This window comes from Pseudomonas sp. D8002 (assembly GCF_013385695.1).
GTDB lineage: Bacteria > Pseudomonadota > Gammaproteobacteria > Pseudomonadales > Pseudomonadaceae > Aquipseudomonas.
Genome location: NZ_JACAPM010000017.1, coordinates 74,765 through 94,296, shown reverse-complemented (window position 1 = coordinate 94,296; position 19,532 = coordinate 74,765). Strand labels below are relative to the sequence as shown.

Annotated in this window: 18 protein-coding genes; 10 read left to right on the top strand and 8 right to left on the bottom strand. The window is 62.1% G+C overall.

What is annotated here, in order from left to right; genetic code table 11:
• Window positions 1-2 precede the first annotated feature (2 nt).
• The 3 genes from HX807_RS10405 to HX807_RS10395 form a co-directional block, all read right to left on the bottom strand.
• Window positions 3-875 (bottom strand): phytanoyl-CoA dioxygenase family protein, encoded by an 873-nt coding sequence (locus HX807_RS10405; protein ID WP_008434690.1) that lies wholly within the window; start codon window positions 873-875, stop codon window positions 3-5.
• Between the two features lie 35 nt (window positions 876-910).
• Window positions 911-2,428, bottom strand: coding sequence for an amino acid ABC transporter permease/ATP-binding protein (locus tag HX807_RS10400; RefSeq protein ID WP_003215631.1), 1,518 nt, complete (start codon window positions 2,426-2,428; stop codon window positions 911-913).
• Window positions 2,429-2,808: 380 nt separating this feature from the next.
• Window positions 2,809-3,783, bottom strand: a complete 975-nt coding sequence (locus HX807_RS10395) for a LysR family transcriptional regulator (RefSeq protein WP_008434694.1) — start codon at window positions 3,781-3,783, stop codon at window positions 2,809-2,811.
• A gap of 217 nt (window positions 3,784-4,000) precedes the next feature.
• Here HX807_RS10395 and HX807_RS10390 point away from each other — a divergent pair, with 217 nt between their 5' ends.
• From HX807_RS10390 to HX807_RS10380, 3 genes are all read left to right on the top strand, one after another.
• Window positions 4,001-4,435: a RidA family protein gene (locus tag HX807_RS10390; protein WP_177049895.1), complete on the top strand. Its 435-nt coding sequence runs from the start codon at window positions 4,001-4,003 to the stop codon at window positions 4,433-4,435.
• Window positions 4,436-4,452: 17 nt separating this feature from the next.
• Complete coding sequence (locus HX807_RS10385) at window positions 4,453-4,896, top strand: type II 3-dehydroquinate dehydratase (RefSeq protein WP_023658744.1); 444 nt, start codon at window positions 4,453-4,455, stop codon at window positions 4,894-4,896.
• Between the two features lie 109 nt (window positions 4,897-5,005).
• A complete protein-coding gene (locus tag HX807_RS10380) occupies window positions 5,006-6,256 on the top strand; it encodes an NAD(P)/FAD-dependent oxidoreductase (protein ID WP_177049893.1) in 1,251 nt (416 codons plus the stop codon).
• A 478-nt stretch (window positions 6,257-6,734) separates the two neighbouring features.
• On the opposite strand, the gene HX807_RS10375 is transcribed toward HX807_RS10380, so the two are convergent.
• Entirely contained in the window at window positions 6,735-7,142 is a 408-nt protein-coding gene (locus HX807_RS10375) for a VOC family protein (RefSeq protein WP_003215625.1), read from the bottom strand.
• A gap of 215 nt (window positions 7,143-7,357) precedes the next feature.
• Here HX807_RS10375 and HX807_RS10370 point away from each other — a divergent pair, with 215 nt between their 5' ends.
• From HX807_RS10370 to msrA, 7 genes are all read left to right on the top strand, one after another.
• Entirely contained in the window at window positions 7,358-8,323 is a 966-nt protein-coding gene (locus tag HX807_RS10370; RefSeq protein ID WP_087693732.1) for an amino acid ABC transporter permease, read from the top strand.
• Between the two features lie 15 nt (window positions 8,324-8,338).
• The gene (locus HX807_RS10365) at window positions 8,339-9,103 is read left to right on the top strand and encodes an amino acid ABC transporter ATP-binding protein (RefSeq protein ID WP_023658742.1); all 765 of its coding nucleotides are present in this window, start codon (window positions 8,339-8,341) and stop codon (window positions 9,101-9,103) included.
• Window positions 9,104-9,177: 74 nt separating this feature from the next.
• Window positions 9,178-10,017, top strand: coding sequence for a transporter substrate-binding domain-containing protein (locus HX807_RS10360; protein ID WP_003215621.1), 840 nt, complete (start codon window positions 9,178-9,180; stop codon window positions 10,015-10,017).
• A gap of 83 nt (window positions 10,018-10,100) precedes the next feature.
• Entirely contained in the window at window positions 10,101-11,408 is a 1,308-nt protein-coding gene (locus tag HX807_RS10355; RefSeq protein WP_177036117.1) for an FAD-binding oxidoreductase, read from the top strand.
• A 27-nt stretch (window positions 11,409-11,435) separates the two neighbouring features.
• Window positions 11,436-11,906, top strand: coding sequence for an Lrp/AsnC family transcriptional regulator (locus tag HX807_RS10350; RefSeq protein ID WP_003215617.1), 471 nt, complete (start codon window positions 11,436-11,438; stop codon window positions 11,904-11,906).
• A 201-nt stretch (window positions 11,907-12,107) separates the two neighbouring features.
• The gene (locus HX807_RS10345; protein ID WP_177049891.1) at window positions 12,108-13,595 is read left to right on the top strand and encodes an MFS transporter; all 1,488 of its coding nucleotides are present in this window, start codon (window positions 12,108-12,110) and stop codon (window positions 13,593-13,595) included.
• Complete coding sequence (msrA, locus tag HX807_RS10340) at window positions 13,592-14,098, top strand: peptide-methionine (S)-S-oxide reductase MsrA (protein WP_102605137.1); 507 nt, start codon at window positions 13,592-13,594, stop codon at window positions 14,096-14,098. The genes HX807_RS10345 and msrA overlap by 4 nt, the downstream gene beginning before the upstream one ends.
• Window positions 14,099-14,237: 139 nt before the next feature.
• On the opposite strand, the gene HX807_RS10335 is transcribed toward msrA, so the two are convergent.
• The 4 genes from HX807_RS10335 to HX807_RS10320 all read right to left on the bottom strand — a co-directional run bounded on the left by HX807_RS10335 (window position 14,238) and on the right by HX807_RS10320 (window position 19,450).
• Window positions 14,238-15,581 carry a cytochrome c gene (locus tag HX807_RS10335; protein ID WP_102605922.1) on the bottom strand — a complete coding sequence of 448 codons (1,344 nt, stop codon included), beginning with the start codon at window positions 15,579-15,581 and terminating at the stop codon, window positions 14,238-14,240.
• A gap of 17 nt (window positions 15,582-15,598) precedes the next feature.
• Window positions 15,599-17,851, bottom strand: a complete 2,253-nt coding sequence (locus HX807_RS10330; protein WP_177044964.1) for a molybdopterin cofactor-binding domain-containing protein — start codon at window positions 17,849-17,851, stop codon at window positions 15,599-15,601.
• The gene (locus HX807_RS10325; RefSeq protein WP_008434715.1) at window positions 17,851-18,306 is read right to left on the bottom strand and encodes a (2Fe-2S)-binding protein; all 456 of its coding nucleotides are present in this window, start codon (window positions 18,304-18,306) and stop codon (window positions 17,851-17,853) included. The genes HX807_RS10330 and HX807_RS10325 overlap by 1 nt, the downstream gene beginning before the upstream one ends.
• A 250-nt stretch (window positions 18,307-18,556) precedes the next feature.
• Window positions 18,557-19,450, bottom strand: coding sequence for a LysR family transcriptional regulator (locus tag HX807_RS10320; protein WP_023658741.1), 894 nt, complete (start codon window positions 19,448-19,450; stop codon window positions 18,557-18,559).
• Window positions 19,451-19,532 lie beyond the last annotated feature (82 nt).

Below are 19,532 nucleotides of genomic sequence, written 5' to 3'. Positions count from 1 at the left end.
GGTTAGGCAGTGACTGAATCCTGGCCGGCCTGTTGCACAAAGAAAGAGGCGCCACGGGGCTTCTGCGGCAAGCGCAGGTGGTTTTCCGTGGAACGCACCAGCCCACTTTCTTCACCGGCCACTATCAGGCCGGCGTGCGCGCTGGGCAGCGGGTTTTCGCCGAATGGAAGCGCGTCTTCAGCGGCGTAGACGCTGATGAACAGGGTGCGCGGCAGTTCGGTCTCGTTAGGGCTTGAAGCGTGCAAAAGACGGGTGTGCATGAAGCACACGGAACCGGCCGGGCCATAACAGGCGACCGGGTCGTGGCACAGGTCGTCGACCACCGTGTCGTCCACCGAACCGGTGAAACGCTGGTCGCGCCAGTGGGACCACAACGGGCCTTTGTGGCTGCCGGGAATCACATTCAACGGGCCATTCTGCGGTGTGACTTCACTGACCATCAGCAAGGCCGTGACGATGTCGTCATTGCTGTGGGGCGTGAACAGGAAGTCCTGGTGCCACTTCACCTGCGTGGCGGTGTGGGGCAGTTTCGAGTTGATCTTGCTGTGATGAAAACGCGTGCCGCCGCCCCCGATCAGTTGCGCGGAGATCGCTGCCATCCGCGAATGCAACGCCACACGCTGGTATGCCGGCGAAATTTCGGTGGGCGAACTCACTCGGCGCAGCGAGGGATGATCCGGGCGATGGTCGCCTTCCAGGTCGAAACGCGCACGGCCATCTGCCGTTTCACCCCAGCCCTGTTCGTGGCTGCGGCTGTCTTCTACCCACTGGTCGAAGTCGTGCTGCAACGCGGCGACTTCTTCAGCCGACAGCACGTCTTGCACCACCAGAAAACCGTCCCGGTGAAACTGTTCAATTTGCGCTTGCTCGATCATGTTGTGGCTCTCTTGTCGCTCGAACGTTAAAGGAGTTACGCCAGCGAGACGTCCTTGAGGAACGCCTCCACACGTGGGTTTTCGCCGCTGCGCAGCGCCTGCGGCGTGTCGTCGCACACCACACGGCCTCTCTCCATGAACACGATCCGGTCGGAGACCTTGAACGCGAAATTCATCTCATGGGTGACGATCACCATGGTGATGCCTTCCTGGGCCAGGGCCTCGATGACCTGCAGGACTTCGTTGACTTTTTCCGGGTCCAGGGCCGAGGTGGGCTCGTCAAACAGCATGATTTGCGGGCGCATCATCAGGGCGCGGGCGATGGCCACGCGCTGCTGTTGGCCACCGGAAAGCTGATGCGGGTACTTCCAGGCGTGATCGAGCATGCCGACCTTGTGCAGCAGCGCGTAGGCTTGTTGCTTCAGCTCATCCAGCTTGCCGAGGTGGTGGTACTTCGGCGCCATCAGCAAGTTGTCGAGCACGCTCAGATGCGGGAATAGATTGAAGCTCTGGAACACCATGCCGATGTTCAGGCGATGCTCGGCGTGCTCGACATACTGCGGCTTCTGCGCGCCGACTTTGTTCAGGTGAATAAAGGGTTGGCCGTTGATCTGGATCTCGCCGTTGTCCAGTTGCTCAAGACCGTTGAGCAGGCGAATCAGGGTGGTTTTTCCGGAGCCCGAAGGCCCGATCACCGACACTACTTCGCCGGGCTGGATCTGCAGGTTGACCGAGCCCAGTACCTCTACATCGTTGTAGGCCTTGTGCAGCCGGCTGGCCTGCAGCGCCGGGCCTTCGGTACTGACAGGGCGTTGCAGGGCGACGTGCTGTCGGGTCGCCAGCGCCAGCACCTCGGCATCAGGTACCCGGGACACGTTGCGTTGATTGACGTCGAGAAAACGCTCGAGCCGTTTGAGCAGGAAGTCGAACACCGTGACGATGAACACGTAGAAAAAAGCCACCGCCGCCATCGTCTCGATCACCAGGAAATTCTGCGAATACAGGCGCTGGCCGACCATCAGGATCTCGGTCAGCGAAATCACCGACACCAACGAGGTCAGCTTGACGATGGAGATGTATTCGTTGGCCAGCGACGGCAGCGCCACCCGCAATGCCTGCGGGATCACCACCCGCCACTGGATCCCGAAAAACTTCAGCCCCAGTGCCCGCGCGGCCTCGCCCTGACCTTTGGGAATCGACAGCAGGCCGCCCCGGTGAATCTCAGCGACATAGGCGGTTTCGCAGATCACCAGCGCCAGCAGGCCGGCCCAGAACGGGTCCGCCAGAATCACCGACGTGGCGGGAATCGCCTGTGGCAGGTTGTAGATGAAGATCAGCAGCACCAGCAGCGGCAGGCTGCGGAACAACCAGATATAGCCACGCGCCGGCAGGCTAATCAGCGCGTGCTTTGACTGCTTGGCCAGGGCCAGCAGGAAGCCCAGCGCGATACTCAGGACCCATGTCAACGAACTGAGCTGGATGACCGTCCATGTCGCCCGCCAGAACTCGGCATCGGCCAGCAAACCAAACATGTAATTCCAGTTGAAAGTCATCGTCACTGTGCTCGACAAAAAAATGAAAATGCCCACCGAATGCTCAACGTGAAGGTCGAACCCTGATCTGCACCGATGGACTGAGATTCGTGGGGAGAGGCCCTTGGGGTCAATTCGTAAAAGCCGGCCTATTGGGTAGGGAGAACCTACGCAGCGTCACCGTTCCCTGGGTGACGACTGGACTGGTAAAACAGCCTGTCTCTTAATGGGGCGACACCTCGCCCATCAGGCAATCAGCGCCACATCTTGGTGCGAAGCAAACGCGATCCCCTGTGGGAGCTGGCTTGCCTGCGATAGCATCGCCCCGGTGTACCTGGAAGACCGAGGTGCCTGCATCGCAGGCAAGCCAGCTCCCACAGAAAAGCAGGAAAGCACGCGGCTCAGCCCGCGCCGTTCAGGGTGCGCACCGCATGGGCATCAAAAAAGCTCGGGGCCGCCATGCCCGGGATGTACTGGTCTGAAACGAACATGCGGCAACGCTCGGCAAACGCCGACACCACGCGGGACAATTGGGTATTGCTCGCCGTGGCATAGCCCAGCTGCATGGGCCGGTGCGGGCCGGACAAGCGCAGGCGGATCAAGCGCTTGCCGTCCTGGGAAAGATTGGCTTTGGGCCGGGCATTCGCGAAGGAATAGCCGATGCCATTGGCAACCATCGAGCGCACGGTTTCAAGGTTGCTGGAGCGCATGATGATGTTCGGTGTGGTACCGGCCTGCATAAAGAAGCTGAGGAAATATTCCCGACTCCAGGGCGTGTCCAGCAGCACCACCGGGTAATCCTCAAGGTCGAGCATGCTCACCGCCGACAGGCTTGCGAGCGGGTGGTACTCACCCACCATCACATACGGCGGTAATTGCGCCAGCGGCTGGAAGTCGATGTCGTCACTGGTCACCAGGTCGTAGGTCAGGGCGATATCGATCTCGGCGCTGCGCAGTTTTTCCAGCATTTCCTCGTGGTTGCCCTCCACTTGCGTGAGGCGTACACCTGGAAACGCGCGGCCAAAACCAAACACCAGCTCAGGGGTGATCATCGGCGCCAGCCACTCCAGGCAACCCACCCGCAGCGGTCCGCGCACGGTGTTCAGCGACTCGGAAGCGATGGTGTAGAGGTTGGTCATCTGCTCCAGGATCAGCTTGGCCTCCTGCATCACCTGGCGCCCCACTGCCGTGAGGGAAATGCCCTGGGCGTGATGCCGCACAAACAGCTGGATGCCCAACTCGGCCTCCATGTGGGTGATCGCAGCCGAGATAGACGGCGACGACACATGAATGCGCTCAGACGCCGCACTGATGCTGCCTGCCTCACCGGAAGCCACGAAATATTCCAGTTGGCGCTGGGTAATACGACTGAGCATCACGCCTCCACATCATCAATAAGCTGACGCCAAGCCGGCGCCGCCTGCCTCAAACACAGCGTTGCATGGTTCATGCCGATTGCTGTTTTAGCCCGACGCTGACGCCGGCGGATGGCGCTTCGGTTTTGCCTAAGCATTACCTCGCGCAAATGCTGGTTTCGCGCGGGCGAGGCCAATGTGAAGCTGGATTTATTCCGCGCCTCATGAGTTGCCAGCAATGCCCCCCCATACCCGTATCCGCATGTTCAACACCAAGCAGACCTACCCCAACCAGGCGCTGGACAACGACCTGTGCCAGGCCGTGCGCGCCGGCAATACCATTTATGTACGTGGCCAGATCGGCACGGACTTCGACGGCAACCTGATCGGCCTCGGAGACCCGCGCGCGCAAGCCGAACAGGCAATGAAAAACGTCAAGCAACTGCTGGAGGAAGCCGGTTCCGATTTGTCGCACATCGTGAAGACCACCACCTACCTGATCGACCCGCGCTACCGCGAACCGGTGTACCAGGAGGTCGGCAAATGGCTCAAGGGCGTGTTCCCGATCTCCACCGGCCTGGTGATTTCGGGTCTGGGCCAGCCGGAGTGGTTGATGGAGATCGATGTGATTGCGGTGGTGCCGGATGACTGGAACCCCAACCAGCAACCATGAGCCACCTGGAGCTTGCCATGCCCCGCACTGTGTATTTCCTCAACGGCCCCAACGCCAACCTGTACGGTCTGGACAAGAACGGCACCTACGGCAGCGAAAGCTTCGCCAGCATCGAAGCGTGCTGCCAGCGCCACGCGATCGAACTGGGCCTGACCCTGGATTTTCGCCAGAGCAACCATGAAGGGGTGCTGGTGGACTGGATTCAGGAGGCCCGGCTCAACGCCGACGCGGTGATCATCAACGCCGCCGGCCTGACCTACAGCTCGGTGCCGATTCTCGATGCGCTGCTGGCGTTCGACGGCCCGATCATCGAAGCGCACATGAGCAACATCTGGAAGCGCGAGGCTTTCCGTCATCACTCCTATGTGTCCAAAGCCGCCACCGGCGTGATCGCAGGCCTCGGCGCGCTGGGCTACCGCCTGGCCCTGACGGCGGTGGCCGAGCTGCTGGAGGCCGATTGAAGGGCTTTGGTTTTGCCTAACCTCTACGTTCAAAAAGCATAATTTCCGGCTGGCGGTTGCTTGATCACACTGATACCGGTCGATGGTCGCTTATCTTTAGGAAGCTCACATGTCAGTTGAAAAGATCAACACCCTGGTGGTGGGCGCAGGCCAGGCGGGGGTCGCCATGAGCGAGCATCTGTCACTCATGGGCGTGCCGCACATCGTGCTGGAGCGTAACCGCATCGCCGAGCGCTGGCGGTCCGAGCGCTGGGACTCGCTGGTCGCCAACGGCCCGGCCTGGCACGACCGTTTTCCCGGCATGAAATTCGAAGGCATTTCCCCCGAGAGCTTCCCGCCGAAAGAGCGCATGGCGGCCTACTTTGAAGAGTACGTGAACATGCTGAAGGCTCCGGTGCGCACCGGGGTTGAAGTGCAGCAAGTGGAACGCCACGTGGGTCGCCCCGGGTTCAAGGTGACCACCTCGGCGGGTGTGATCGAGGCCACCAACGTTGTTGCGGCGACAGGCCCGTTTCAACGTCCGTCCATTCCGAATCTGGTGCCCGCACACGCCACGGTTCAACAGCTGCACTCCTCGGCCTACAAGAATCCCGGCCAGTTGGCCGAGGGTGCTGTGTTGGTGGTGGGCGCTGGCGCATCGGGTTCACAAATTGCCGAGGAACTGCAAAAGGCCGGCAAGACCGTGTACCTCTCGGTGGGCGAACACTATCGCCCTCCTCGCTCGTATCGTGGCCGTGATTACTGCTGGTGGCTGGGCGCGCTGGGCTTGTGGGACGAGGTCAAAATCCAGCCGAAGAAGAAGCATGTGGCGTTTGCCGTCAGTGGCTATGAAGGCGGCAAGACCGTCGACTTCCGCCGCCTGGCGCACATGGGCATTACGCTGGTGGGTGTTACTCGGTCGTGGAATGAAGGCGTGATGGAGTTTGAGCCCGGCCTGGCGGCTAATGTGGCTGAAGGTGACCGTGCCTACTTTGATGTACTGCGGGATGCCGACGCCTATATCGAGCAGAACGGCCTGCCGTTTGCGCCGGAGCCTGAGGCGTGGGAATTGTTGGCTGACCCGGAGTGCCTGGTGAATCCGATCCTGAGCCTGGATTTGGCTGAGGCCGGTGTGACCACGATTCTGTGGGCCACGGGTTTCAGTTTTGATTTCAGTTGGTTGAAAGTGCATGCGTTCGACGAGAAAGGTGAGCCTTTCCATAAGCGCGGGATTTCGGCGGAAAGCGGGATTTACTTTTTGGGTTTGCCGAACCTGGTGAACCGCGCGTCTTCGTTTATCTACGGGGTTTGGCATGATGCGAAGTACGTGGCCGACCATATTGTCTTGCAGAATGAGTACATGGCCTATAGCAAGCCGTGAGGTGCCTTGCTCCATTGCCTACAGTTGCGTCAGAATCCGCCGGCTTGTGCGCTTGGGTATGGGGCTCTAAGGTTGCTCGGTCGCTGAAACCTCAGTGATCGGGTTTAGTAGCCCGAAGTATTCTAGGCAATGTGCATAAGCATCATCTGTCAGACGTCTTTGTCTGTGCTTAATGGTGGCTGTGTGCAGGGCGCCCTCGGGCGCCCTCGGGCGCGCCGGTTTTGTCTGGAATATCCGCTCTACTAACCTGCACACAGCTGCCACCTTTCGTTTAGTAGCGATAAGGCGGGGGCCAAAATGGAGCATCCAGACAATGTTCAAGGTTACCCCTAATCCTCCGGGAACTTCCGATCCAAAACTCCACCAGGCCGCCCAGCGCGCCATGGATCACTACCTCAATCCCAGTTCCAAACCCGCCCCAACGCCCTCAGCCCTGTTCAGCGTTCCCAGCCTCAGCTTTTGCTCGTTCAACTCACCCTCACCGAGGGTAATTTGCTTGTGGATCATGGCAGCACACGCACAGCTTGTTGCCATCAGTATCTCGAAAATACGCGCCGTAATAATCGGGGTGGTAGTGAGGCCTTAATCCAGGCTCTCCTTCACATATCCCGCCGAGCGCCAACGCCGCTGTATAACTTCTTCTAACCGCTTCCCGACTGGGCGCAAGTAGCCCCACCATCTGCCCATTCCCGGGTGCACTCGGGTTGCCATCAAATGGCGCCCCAATGACGAAGATCGGACGAGGTGCGGTTTCAGCCACCCAACCGGCCCACGGTTTATCCGCATCGCAAAATTTCAACCTGAGGCCCAACTCAGCCATCACCTTCGAATAGAAAGCAAAAGCCCGATCAAAATCACCTGTACCTAAAAACACATGGGAAATCATGGCGGCTACCCTGGGGCAATGAATGCCCATGAGTCTGGCGCGAAATGATTGCTGGCGAAAGCTTGATGACTCCGCCCGGCATATGTACGGCTCCCATCCCCTCATACGCCAATGAAAACCGCAAATCCCAACAATCCGCAGGGTGCCGCCCGGCATTTCGTCAACCCATAATGGGCTTACAACAATAAAGGGGCTCACCCCGGGGCGCGTAAGCCATGTACAGAGACCATATCGTCAAGACCCGCATGACGGACAGCGCGGTATTCATGGGCGCGGTGGCCGTGGTGATTTTCATCATCACGCTCGCCTGCGGCGTCGGTGATGGCCGCCTCTCCCACTTGATGGGCCCCATCGTTCTCGATCTGAAGGCACCACTGGCACGAGATATTGCAGTGGGCGGCACGTTCACCCTGACGGTGGTGCTGAACCTGTTCATCCTTGGCCGCTTTCCCTTGCGCGCGCAGATCATCACGGTCTGGTGCGAGTTGCTGGTGCTGTTCCTGTTGTTCTTCGACACCTTCAACCTTTCCTACAGTTTCATCGCGACCAAAATCGGCTTCATGATCACCCAGGGGGTCTTCACCACCGTCTACGTGTCGGCGATTTCGATTGCGATTGCGTTCGTCCTGGCGCTGCTGGGCGCAACCGCGCGCTTGTCTTCCAACGGCTTCGCGATTGCGATTGCGAGCTTCTACACCTCGTTTTTCCGCGGCGTTCCGCTGCTGATCCAGATTTATCTGATTTACCTGGGCATTCCCCAGCTCGGCTATGTCGTCGGGGCGGTTCCAGCCGGGATCCTGGCGCTCTCGCTGTGTTATGGCGCCTACATGACGGAGATCTTCCGCGCCGGTATCAGCAGCATCTCGCGGGGCCAGTGGGAAGCCTCGCGGGCGATTGGCCTGAACCCGTTCCAGACGATGACCCGGGTGATTCTCCCGCAGTCCATGCGCTTGATCATTCCGCCAACGGGCAACCAGTTCATCTCGATGCTCAAGGACAGTTCGCTGGTGTCGGTGATCGGCGTCTGGGAGCTGATGTTCCTGGCACGAACCCAGGGACGCGCCGAGTTCCGGCACCTGGAAATGCTGATCACCGCCGCCGTGCTGTATTGGCTGCTGTCGATCGTGCTGGAAACCGTCCAGGCCCGCCTGGAAAAGCACTTCAACCGCGCCCATCGCTGAACCAGGAGCATGACGATGAATCAGCCCTCAATAGTCCCTGCTCCATACCCTGCAATATCGATCCAGGACATGCATAAATGGTATGGCGATTTTTATGTGCTCAAGGGTATCGACCTGCACATTGCCAGTGGTGAAATCGTGGTGGTCTGCGGGCCGTCGGGCTCCGGCAAGTCCACGTTGATTCGCTGCCTGAACCTGCTGGAAGACTTCCAGAAAGGCCACGTGTTCATCGAGGGCACCGAGTTGACCCGTGATGCCGCCTGCGTGGCGGGCATACGGCGCCAGGTCGGCATGGTGTTCCAGCAGTTCAACCTGTTCCCGCACATGACGGTGCTGGAGAACCTCATGGTGGGACCGCGTCTGGTGAGCAAGCTCAGCGAGCCCCAGGCCCGCGAGCTGGCCTATGAATACCTGGACCGAGTGCGCATCGGGAACCAGGCCGACAAATACCCCAGCCAGCTCTCGGGCGGCCAGCAGCAGCGCGTCGCCATTGCCCGGGCCTTGTGCATGCGCCCGCGCATCATGCTGTTCGACGAGCCCACGTCGGCCCTTGACCCCGAGATGGTCAAGGAAGTGCTGGACGTGATGGGCGAACTGGCCCAGGACGGCATCACCATGGTCTGCGTCACCCACGAGATGGGATTCGCCCGGCGGGTGGCCGACCGGATCATCTTCATGGACCAGGGCTGCATCATCGAGCAAGCCAAACCCACCGAGTTTTTTGACAACCCGCAGCACGAGCGTGCCCGGGAATTCCTGTCGCAGATTCTCAGCCACTGAGCAGCACCGTCGAACCTTGCGAAGTCACCGATAAAAACAACAGGCACCGCACTCAAGATACTGGAGGCTTACCCATGATCTCGTTCACTCGCTTCTTCACCGCAGCCGCTGTCGCCACCGCCCTCACCAGCCTCACAGGCGCGGCCTGGGCGGGCTCGACCCTCGACCGCATCCATGAAACCAAGGTGATCAAGGTGGCCACCTCGGCCAACTGGCCACCGCAATCGTTCCTTGGCCCGGACAATAAGCTGCAAGGCTTCGATATCGACGTCGCCAGCGAAATCGGCAAACGCCTGGGCAGCAAAGTCGACTTCGTGACGCCCGAATACGGGATCATCACCGCCGGGCGCTGGTCGAGCCGCTGGGACCTGTCGGTCGGCTCAATGACGCCTACCACCGAGCGCACCCGGGTGCTCGACTTCCCCGCGATCTACTACTACACGCCGTATGTATTCGCGGTGCACAAGGACGCGGCCGAGACCAAAGTGGCGGACCTGAACGGCAAGATCATCGGCGTCGAAGCCGGTACGACTTCGGAGGACTATATCAACCGCCGCCTCAAGATCGACGCCGCCGATGTGCCGCCTTTCACTTACGAAGTCACCCCCGGCGAGGTTCGCACGTACGGCGACAGCATGGGCCCGCTGGATGACCTGCGCATGGGGGACGGGGTGCGGCTGAACGCAACCCTGTCCGCCCTGCCCACCATCGTCGCCGCCGTCAAGAATGGCTACCCCATCGTCAGGGTGGAAGGCAAACCCGCCTACTACGAACCCCTGGCCATCGCCGTGGACAAAGGCGATGAGGCGTTCAACAGCGCGCTGACCAAGATCGTCGCCGACATGAAAGCCGACGGCACGCTCAAGCAATTGTCAGAGAAATGGTACGGCGCCGACCTCACCCAGGTGCAGTAAAAAACCCCACAGGCCGTACAGGCGCCCCGTCCTCGACGCGGCGCGCTGTATGCCTGCGCCGCGAAAAAAGGACGGCCGACTTCATGTTCACCTATAACAACAATTACTACACCGCCACGATGCGCGACACGACTGAACGCCAGGCGCTGTGTGGCAACGCCCGGGCCGATGTGTGCGTGATCGGCGCCGGGCTGGCGGGGCTGAGCACGGCGTGGGAGCTGGTCTCCCGCGGGCAGTCGGTGGTGCTGCTGGATGCCGGTCGCGTGGCCTGGGGAGCGTCGGGGCGCAACGGTGGCTTCGTGCTCCAGGGCTGGTCCGAAGGGTTGGCCGCCATCGAGCGACGCTGCGGCAAACCGACGGCCGCCGCGCTGTTCAAACTGTCGCTTGAAGGCGTCGAGATTGTTCGGGGCATGATCGCCCATCATCAGTTGCCCGGCTGCACGCCAACCCCGGGAAAACTGAGTGTGGTGCGCTACGAAGATGGCGACAACCTGCAGCGCGTGCGGGACAAAATGGCCGCGGATTTCGACTTTCACCTCGACTACCTGGATCGCCAGGCGGTGCGCGAAAAGCTCAAGACCGAGCGGTATTTCCAGGCGCTGCGCGACAACCATGGCTTTCACTTCCACCCCTTGAACTATTGCCTCGGCCTGGCCCGACTGATCGAGCAAAGTGGTGGCAAAATCCATGAACGCTCGCCCATGACCGCCGTCGAAAGCCGCAACGGGCGACACCGGGTCATCACCGATCAGGGCACTGTCGATTGTGCCCACGTGGTGTACTGCTGCGGCGGCTATGGGGGGCCTGAGTTCGGCAAATTACGCCGCGCCTTCCTGCCGATCGCGACCTATGCAGTGCTGACCGAGCACCTGGGCGATCGCCTGGCCGAGGCGGTCTGTACCTCCGATGCCGTGGGCGATAACCGCCGGGCCTCGGACTATTACCGCATCGTCGAGGGCGACCGCCTGCTCTGGGGCGGCCGCATTACCACGCGCAACCTGCAGGATGAGAAACGCCTGGGGCAATTGCTGACGCAGGATATCCTCGACGTTTATCCGCAATTGCGCGGCATCAGGATCGACAAGGCCTGGTCCGGGTTGATGGGTTATGCGCGGCACAAGATGCCGCACATTGGCCCGCTGGGGCAGGGATTGTGGGCGTGTACATCATTTGGTGGCCATGGTATGAACACCGCGCCGATCGGCGCACGCGTCATCGCCGAGGCGATCTGCGGCGAAACCGATCGCTACCGCCTGTTCGATGCCTACGGCCTGGAATGGAATGGCGGCCCCCTGGGCCCGGCGGCCGCACAAACGGTTTACGCCGGCCTGAAAATGATGGATATGTTTCAGGAAAAGCGCTCGCAACACAGGGCGACTCATAAAAACTGAACCCCAGCGAGGGTCAAGGACGTGTCCATGGATACGCAGAATCCCGGTCCACTGTTTAACCTCACCGACAAGGACAGGCAATTGCTTGGCCTGCTGCAAGCCAACGCACGCGAACCCACCGCGTCATTGGCCCGCAAGCTCGGGGTCTCGCGCTCTGCGGTGCAGGAGCGGATTACCCGCCTGGAAAAGGCCGGCGTCATCACCGGCTACAGCGTGCGCATCGACCAGGACCGGCTTCAGCAGACGGTGACCTGCTTTACCATGACCTCCTGCACCAACAAGAGCTACACCGATGTGATGACCTCGCTGCGCAGGATGGAAGCGGTGCAGGCCGTGTATGCGGTCTCGGGAGAGTCCGATTTCATCATTCACCTGGCCACCGCCACCCTGAGCGAACTCAATGCCGAGCTCATCAGGATCAACATGATCAAAGGGGTGGCGCACACCGCTTCGCATATCGTGATGGAAACCAAGTTCAGCCGGAAACTGATGGTGTGAAGTGCTGCCGGCCGTGGGAAACCGCGCGTCTCACGCTCCGCCTCGACTGCCATAGCGACTCGGCCACCTGACAAGTCATTTCTTGCAAAATAATTCGCCTCAACGCAATATTAAAAGCAATTGCTTGGTTAATTACCTCAAGCCTGGCGCTTATGCCCTTCGCCGGCTTCCATACCGCGAACGCATTACAAGGAATCGTTGATGCAAACCCAAGACAGCAGTTGGGGCGAGTTGCTTAGCGGCAAGAACGCCACGCGCTCCATTGCCCTTTCAGGCGGCATCGCGCTGTATGCCACCAACACCTACATCGCCACCACCATCCTGCCGTCGGTGGTGGCCGAAATCGGCGGCCTGGCGCTTTATGCGTGGAGCACCACACTGTACGTGGTGGCCTCGATCCTCGGTTCCGCCCTCACCTCCAAGCTGTTGCAACGCACCGGTCCACGGCTGGCGTATGCGCTGGCCACACTGGTGTTCATGGTAGGCGTGCTGATCTGTGCCCTGGCGCCGAACATGCCGGTGATGCTCGTGGGGCGCTCCATCCAGGGGCTGGGCGGCGGGGTCTTGCTGGCCCTGTGTTACTCGATGATCCAACTGGTGTTCGAAGAGCGCCTGTGGCCGCGCGCAATGGCACTGGTGTCGGGGATGTGGGGCGTGGCGACGCTCGTCGGGCCGGCGGTGGGTGGTGTGTTTGCCGAGATGGACGCGTGGCGCCTGGCCTTCGGCTCGATGGTGCCGGTGAGCCTGGCGTACATGGTACTCACCAGCCGCGCCCTGCCCCCGCGCGACACCACGGCGACCGCCACCGCTCGTTTGCCGGTGCCGCAACTGGTGCTGCTGGCGGGCGCGGTGCTGGCGGTGTGTGCCGGCAGCGTCTCGGCGCTGCCGAGCTGGAACCTGTTGGGTATCGCCACCTGCGTCGTGCTGGTGGTGCTGTTGATCCGCAAGGAGTCCAGCGCCACCGTGCGTCTTTTGCCCCGGGATGCATTGAAGTTCAGCACCCCGCTCTGCGCGCTTTATGCGACCACCTGCCTGTTGGTGATCGGCATGAGCAGCGAGATCTTCATGCCGTACTTTCTGCAGCACTTGCATGGCCAGTCGCCGCTGATCGCCGGTTACATGGCCGCGCTGATGGCGGCCGGCTGGACGGTCTCGGAAATCATCAGCTCCGGCTGGACCGGCCGCGGTCCACATCGCGCCATCATCGCGGGGCCGCTGTTTATCGTGGCGGGCTTGATGATGCTGGCGATCACTACGCCCATCGCCAGCCAGGGCGAATGGACATTGCTGGCCCCTATCTGCCTGGGGCTGTTCCTGGTGGGGTTCGGCATCGGCCTGGGTTGGCCGCACCTGCTGACGCGCATCCTGCAAGTGGCTTCGGAACAGGACAAGGACACGGCCGCTTCGTCGATCACCACCCTGCAACTGTTCGCCATGGCCATGGGCGCGGCGCTGGCGGGGGTGATCTCGAACATGGCGGGCATCAATGAAGTGGCGGGCAATGGCGGCATCGCCCATGCCGCGCGCTGGCTGTTCGCGCTGTTTACCCTGGCACCCGTGTTGGCGCTGTTGATGGCGCTGCGGGCAACGCGGACAAAGCCGATCGAAGGCGCGCCCCTCGACCTTGGAATCGTCCAACCTGCCCCCATAACTAGCGAGGTATCCAACAAGGGGAAGCACAGACCATGACCAACCCGACCGAAACCGCCCTGCTCGCCGGCGGCTGCTTCTGGGGCATGCAAGACCTGCTGCGCCGCTACCCCGGCGTGCTGCACACGCGGGTCGGCTACACCGGCGGCGATGTGCCGAATGCCACGTATCGCAACCACGGCAACCATGCCGAAGCCATCGAGATCGTCTTCGACCCGACGGTGATCACTTACCGGCAGATCCTCGAGTTCTTTTTTCAGATCCACGACCCCAGCACGCCCAACCGCCAGGGCAACGACCTGGGCCCCAGCTACCGTTCGGCGATTTATTACCTGAGCGAACAGCAACGCGACATTGCTGAAGACACCGCAGCGGATGTGGATGCCTCGGGGTTGTGGCCAGGCCGTGTCGTGACGGAAATCGAACCGGCGGGGCCGTTCTGGGAGGCGGAGCCGGAGCATCAGGATTACCTGGAGCGGATTCCGAATGGCTATACCTGCCACTTCATCCGACCCAACTGGAAGCTGCCGAAACGCGGTTGAAAATGTGGGAGCGGGCTTGCTCGCGAAGGCGGTGTGTCAGTCAGCAAGTTCTTCACTGACCCACCGCCTTCGCGAGCAAGCCCGCTCCCACATAAAGCAGTTCCTACACAAAGCGCCTCCCTCACAAGGCGCATTTCCCTCAGCGCATTTGCAGAATGATCGGGCTACTGCTCGCCGGGCCCGTGTGCTCACGCAACTTGCCCACCGCCTTGGCATCCACCGCCCCACCCTGATTGCCCCAGGTGCCGCGCACAAACGTCAGCACTTCAGCAATCTCCTGGTCCGACAACTGCTCACGGAACGCCGGCATGCGATAAGCGTCCGCCACATTGGCCGCCACTACGCGCTGCGAGCCATTGAGGGTGATGTTGATCGCCGAGGCGTCCTCCTTGGCCAGTGCGGAGGTGGCGCCGGCCAGCGGCGGCATCCAGTCCGGTTGCCCTTTGCCTTCCAGCCCGTGGCACGAGGCGCAGCGGGTCACATAGGTATGCGCACCCGGCGCATCCAGGCGTTGCGCAGCCGACACCGCCTGATACTGCCAGGCCGCACCGTCGCGCTGCTCGTCGCCCGGCAATGACCGCAGATAGCGTGCAATCGCCGCCAGGTCATCGTCGCTCATGAACTGCGTGGAGTTGTTGAACGCCTCGGTCATCGAGCCATAAACCACCGCATGTTTGTTGCGACCGGTCTTGAGGAACTGCACCACTTCCGGCTCGCTCCAGCGCCCCAGGCCGGTGTTGGGATCATCCCGCAGGCTCGGTGCGTACCAGCCGTCGAGCAAGCCACCGGCCAGGTACGGCTTGCCACTTTCATCCAGTGCCTTCTCGTTGAAGGCCAGGCCCCGTGGCGTGTGGCAACTGCCGCAATGCCCCGGGCCCTGCACGATGTAGGCGCCCCGGTTCCACAGTTCATCCTTCCCGGCCTTCGCGACATACGGCTTGCTGTCGGTAAACACGCCATTCCACAGCGCGATCGGCCACCGCATATTCAATGGCCACGGGATCGAACTCTTGATATTGGTCTGCTGCACCGGCGCCACGCCCTTCATGAAGAACGCGTACAGGGCGCGCACATCATCGTCGCTGAGCTTGGCATAGGACGGGTACGGCATCGCCGGATACAGGCGGCGCCCACCCGGCGCGACACCCTGGCGCACCGCGCGGTCGAAGTCGGCGAGGCTGTAGCTGCCAATACCGGTTTCCGGGTCTGGCGTGACGTTGGTGGCGTGGATCGCCCCCAGCGGCGTGGCCATCTCCAGGCCACCGGCAAAGGGCTTGCCGTTGGGCACGCTGTGGCACGCCACACAGTCGCTGAGCCGGGCGACATACTCGCCTCGGGCGACCAGCGCCGGGTCCGTGGCGACGGGCTCGGCCCCCAGCGGCGAGACAGGCTCGCGGGTGACATACCAGGCCAGCAGGCCTGCGGCGACCAGGCACGGCAGCGCCAGCCAGCCAACGGTTCTTGCGAATCGACGGTTGTTCATAAGTGCTCAGGCCCCGGTCAGGTGAAGGAGTGGCGGCTTAACGGCATGCTGCGAACACGCTGCCCGGTCAACGCCGCGACGGCGTTGGCCACGGCAGGCGCCACGGCGGGCAGCGGCGGTTCGCCAATACCGCCCATTTTTTCCCCGCTCTCGATCACGCGCACGTGCACCCGGGCCATCCGCGAAGGCGGCAGCACCGGGTACAAATCGTAGTTACGCGCTCGAGGCAAGCCGTCCACATACACCGCTTCCTCCAACAGCACCTGGGACAAGCCCAGCGACACCGCCCCATTCACCTGCGCCTCGACAATCGCCGGGTTGACGATGCTGCCCGGGTCGACTGCCTGCCAGATGTCATGCACCTTGACCTGGCCGTTCTCGATCGACACCTCGGCAATCACCGCCGTCTGGGTGCCGAACGGTGACGCCATCGCCACCCCTCGTGCGCGCTTGCTGCCGTCCTCGGCAACAAACGGCCCACGTTTCCAGCCACCCGACAACTCGCCCACCGCCTTCAGCAGGGTGGTCAGCCGCTGGTTATCCCGCAACAGATGCAGGCGCAACTCGAACGGGTCCTTGCCCCCCTTGTCGGCCAGTTCATCCAGGAAAGATTCGTAGAAAAAGTCATTCAGCGAATTGCCCACCGAACGCCAGTAGCCCAGCATCACCGGGCCCTTCACATAGATCTGTGCGATACGCTTGTTGGGAATCGCATAGGACTTGCCGGACAGTCCCTCAAGGGCCGTCGGGTCGAGCTTCTCGCCCTGCTTGCCCGCCAGGGCCTCGGTCGGTCCCTCCGTGGCGCTCACCGCTTCAATCGCCACCGGCCAGCCGTCGCTGTCCAGCGCCCCACGGAAATTCACCGCTGCGACCGGGCGCAGCACATCCCGCAGGAATTCTTCTTCGCGGCTCCAGATCAACTTCACCGGGCGCCCCACCGCCTTGGCCAACTCGATGGCCTGCGGGTAAGGACTGGCCGAGTCATACAGGAAGTGCCGCCCGAAAAAACCACCCAACAACGGCGAATGCAGGGTAATGCGCTCCGGGGCCAGGCCGGTGCGCTTGGCGATATCGGCCAGGAACATGTCCTGCGCCTGATTCGGCAGCCAGATCTCCAGCGAACCGTCAGGGTTGAAGCGCGCCAGCGCCGAAGGCGGCTCCAACTGGGCATGGTGCAGGTACTGGTTGTGGTAAGTGGCCTCGACCCTGGTCTTGGCATTGGCCAGCGTGCCGGCCACGTCGCCCTCGTTCTCATCATCACGGGCCGGGCCGGTTTCTGCGGCCAGGCGCTTGAAATGCTCGTCGCTGGAAAAGTCCTTCGGCATCCCGCGCACCTTGGAATCAGCCGTCGGCTCCAGCCAGTCGACCTGAATCGACTCCACCGCACGCTTGGCATGCCACCAACGCTCGGCCACCACCGCCACCGCACCGGGCAGGCGATGCACCGAATGCACGCCCGGCATGGCCTTGACCTGGTCTTCGTTGCGCAGGCTGCCCACGGTCATGCCGAGCCGGGGCGCATGCTGCACGGCGGCATGGAGCATGCCGTCGACCTTCATATCTATGCTGTACAGCGCCTTGCCGGTGGACTTGTCATACGCATCGAGACGCTTCACCGGCTTGCCGATCCAACGGAACTGGCTTGGGTCGCGCAGCTTCACACTGGCCACATCCGGTACCGGCAGGTCCATCGCCCGCCCGGCCAATTCGCCATACGCAAGGGAACGCCCGGACGCCGCGTGTACGACCTTGCCCGGCTCGGTCGACAGCTCGCTCACCGGTACCTTCAGCGCCTGCGCCCCGGCCTCCAGCAACATCGCCCGGGCCAGCGCACCCAGCCGGCGCATCGTGGGGTAACTCATCCGCACCGACATACTGCCGCCAGTGATGCGCATGCCGTTCTCCATCACCACAAAGGCTTCACCGGGCGGGGCACACTCAACCAGGAACGTGGCCGGGTCGGCGTCCAACTCCTCGCCGACAATCTGCGCCATCGCGGTGAACGTGCCCTGGCCGCCTTCGATAAACGGGCTGAGCAAACGAATCGTGTTGTCCGGGCGAATCTCCAGGAAGGCCGGCACCTGCGTACCGCGTTCGGCCGTGGCCGCAGCGGTGGCCGCCTGCACTCGGCCAGACCCCAGCGGCAGGCCAAAACCAATCACCAGCGCGCCCACGGCCGTACTGGCCAGGAAACGACGGCGGGACAGGTTCACCGGGTCAGTCAGCGCCGCGACCAAGGGCAGCGCAGTGGGATCAATGCGAATGTTCATCAGGCCTCTCCCTTCTGCGCAAGGTCATGCACGGCGGCATGAATGGCGTTATAGGTGCCACAGCGACAGAGGTTGACCATGGCGGCCTCGATCTGCGCATCACTGGGCTTGGGCGTGTGCTTGAGCAGCGCGGTGGCCGCCATTACCTGGCCGGATTGGCAGTAGCCACATTGGGCGACCTGGTATTCGACCCAGGTGGCGACGACCCGCTTGCCGACGTCATCGGACTCGATGGCTTCGATGGTGGTGATTTCGCGGCCGACCACGCCGGAAACGGGCGTGACGCAGGAACGCACGACATTGCCGTCCACAAGCACCGAACACGCACCGCATTGCGCCAGGCCGCAGCCGTATTTGGTGCCGGTCATGTCCAGGTTGTCGCGGATGACCCAGAGCAGGGGCGTGTCGGGTTCGGCGTCGACTTGGTGGGTCTGCTGGTTAATTCGTAATTCCATGGCTCACCCGCTGATCATCGGTTGGTGTTGCATTTTTTAGTATTTTTAGACGGCAAGACGGGGCCTCGCCGCTGGGCATCGATGGCCCGTCTGGTTCGCGCGCGCGTGGTTTGACTAGTCTAGCGGGCGATGGGAATGACTTTAGACCCTGGTTCATCAAGGCGCTATGCAGGGGTGGGCAAGATCGCAGGATTAGGCAAGTATTCAAGAGGATTGCGTCAGGAGGAGCGGCCTGTGGTGTCAGTGGCGGTCACGCCGGGTGGTGTTCCACCAGAAAGTCGACAAATGCCCTGACCCGCGCAGGCATCGCCGCGCCGCCGACGAACACCGCGTGAATCGGCTCCTGGTCTCCGGGGTTGTACGCTTCAAGCAACGGCACCAGATCACCGCTGGCCAGGTCATCTGCCACGCTGAATGCGCCAATGCGCGCGATGCCGGCACCCAGCTTGGCCAACTGGGACAATACCTCCCCGCTGTTACCCTCGATCGTACCCGACACCTGCAGCGAAAAATCGCGCCCGTCCACGCGAAACGGCCAGTCGGGCGCTGCCCGGCGGAAGTTGAAACGCAGGCAGTTGTGGTTGAGCAAATCCTGCGGCACCTGCGGTGTGCCATGACGCGCCAGGTAGTCCGGGGAAGCGACTATGACCTCGCCGATGGAGCCGATAAGGCGAGCGGTCAAGGGGCTGTCGGCCAATTGACCGAAGCGGATTGCAACGTCCGCTTGCCCGCCCAGGATATCCACCACCTCATCCTCCAGCCGCAACTCAACCACGATGGCAGGGTAGCGCGCGCTGAACGCGGCAACCAGCGGCACGATCGACAGCCGCCCGTGTGCGAGCGCCGCGCTGACCCTCAGCCGCCCCCGTGGCGCGCCCTGGTCGGTGATCGCATCCTCGACTTCGGCCATGTCCGCCAGGATCCGCCGGGCGCCGCGCAAATACGCTTCGCCTTCGGCCGTGAGCGTGATCGCCCGGGTGGTGCGCAGGAGCAGGCGGGTGCCTATTCGCCCCTCGATGCGGGTGATGATGCGGCTGATGGATGACGGTGTGAGGCCCAGCACCCGAGCCGCCCCCGAGAGGCTGCCCTGCTCCGCGACCATGGCGAACACCGCCATCTCCCCCGACCGACCGCCTATGTCCACTTGTGATCTCCACGCAAAGCTGTAGTGCCCCGCCGAGGGCTACCGCCTGAAAAGTCGTGATTGTAGCATTTGATACAAAGAT

Excerpts from the sequence above, each read along its gene's own strand:
- HX807_RS10350 (WP_003215617.1), top strand. The coding sequence starts at position 11,436 with ATGGATACGCAGAATCCCGGTCCACTGTTTAACCTCACCGACAAGGAC.
- HX807_RS10345 (WP_177049891.1), top strand. The coding sequence starts at position 12,108 with ATGCAAACCCAAGACAGCAGTTGGGGCGAGTTGCTTAGCGGCAAGAAC.
- HX807_RS10385 (WP_023658744.1), top strand. The coding sequence starts at position 4,453 with ATGCCCCGCACTGTGTATTTCCTCAACGGCCCCAACGCCAACCTGTAC.
- HX807_RS10355 (WP_177036117.1), top strand. The coding sequence starts at position 10,101 with ATGTTCACCTATAACAACAATTACTACACCGCCACGATGCGCGACACG.
- HX807_RS10370 (WP_087693732.1), top strand. The coding sequence starts at position 7,358 with ATGTACAGAGACCATATCGTCAAGACCCGCATGACGGACAGCGCGGTA.
- HX807_RS10335 (WP_102605922.1), bottom strand. The coding sequence starts at position 15,581 with ATGAACAACCGTCGATTCGCAAGAACCGTTGGCTGGCTGGCGCTGCCG.
- HX807_RS10395 (WP_008434694.1), bottom strand. The coding sequence starts at position 3,783 with ATGCTCAGTCGTATTACCCAGCGCCAACTGGAATATTTCGTGGCTTCC.
- HX807_RS10380 (WP_177049893.1), top strand. The coding sequence starts at position 5,006 with ATGTCAGTTGAAAAGATCAACACCCTGGTGGTGGGCGCAGGCCAGGCG.
- HX807_RS10365 (WP_023658742.1), top strand. The coding sequence starts at position 8,339 with ATGAATCAGCCCTCAATAGTCCCTGCTCCATACCCTGCAATATCGATC.
- HX807_RS10375 (WP_003215625.1), bottom strand. The coding sequence starts at position 7,142 with ATGATTTCCCATGTGTTTTTAGGTACAGGTGATTTTGATCGGGCTTTT.
- HX807_RS10330 (WP_177044964.1), bottom strand. The coding sequence starts at position 17,851 with ATGAACATTCGCATTGATCCCACTGCGCTGCCCTTGGTCGCGGCGCTG.
- HX807_RS10400 (WP_003215631.1), bottom strand. The coding sequence starts at position 2,428 with ATGACTTTCAACTGGAATTACATGTTTGGTTTGCTGGCCGATGCCGAG.
- msrA (WP_102605137.1), top strand. The coding sequence starts at position 13,592 with ATGACCAACCCGACCGAAACCGCCCTGCTCGCCGGCGGCTGCTTCTGG.
- HX807_RS10390 (WP_177049895.1), top strand. The coding sequence starts at position 4,001 with ATGCCCCCCCATACCCGTATCCGCATGTTCAACACCAAGCAGACCTAC.
- HX807_RS10360 (WP_003215621.1), top strand. The coding sequence starts at position 9,178 with ATGATCTCGTTCACTCGCTTCTTCACCGCAGCCGCTGTCGCCACCGCC.
- HX807_RS10405 (WP_008434690.1), bottom strand. The coding sequence starts at position 875 with ATGATCGAGCAAGCGCAAATTGAACAGTTTCACCGGGACGGTTTTCTG.
- HX807_RS10325 (WP_008434715.1), bottom strand. The coding sequence starts at position 18,306 with ATGGAATTACGAATTAACCAGCAGACCCACCAAGTCGACGCCGAACCC.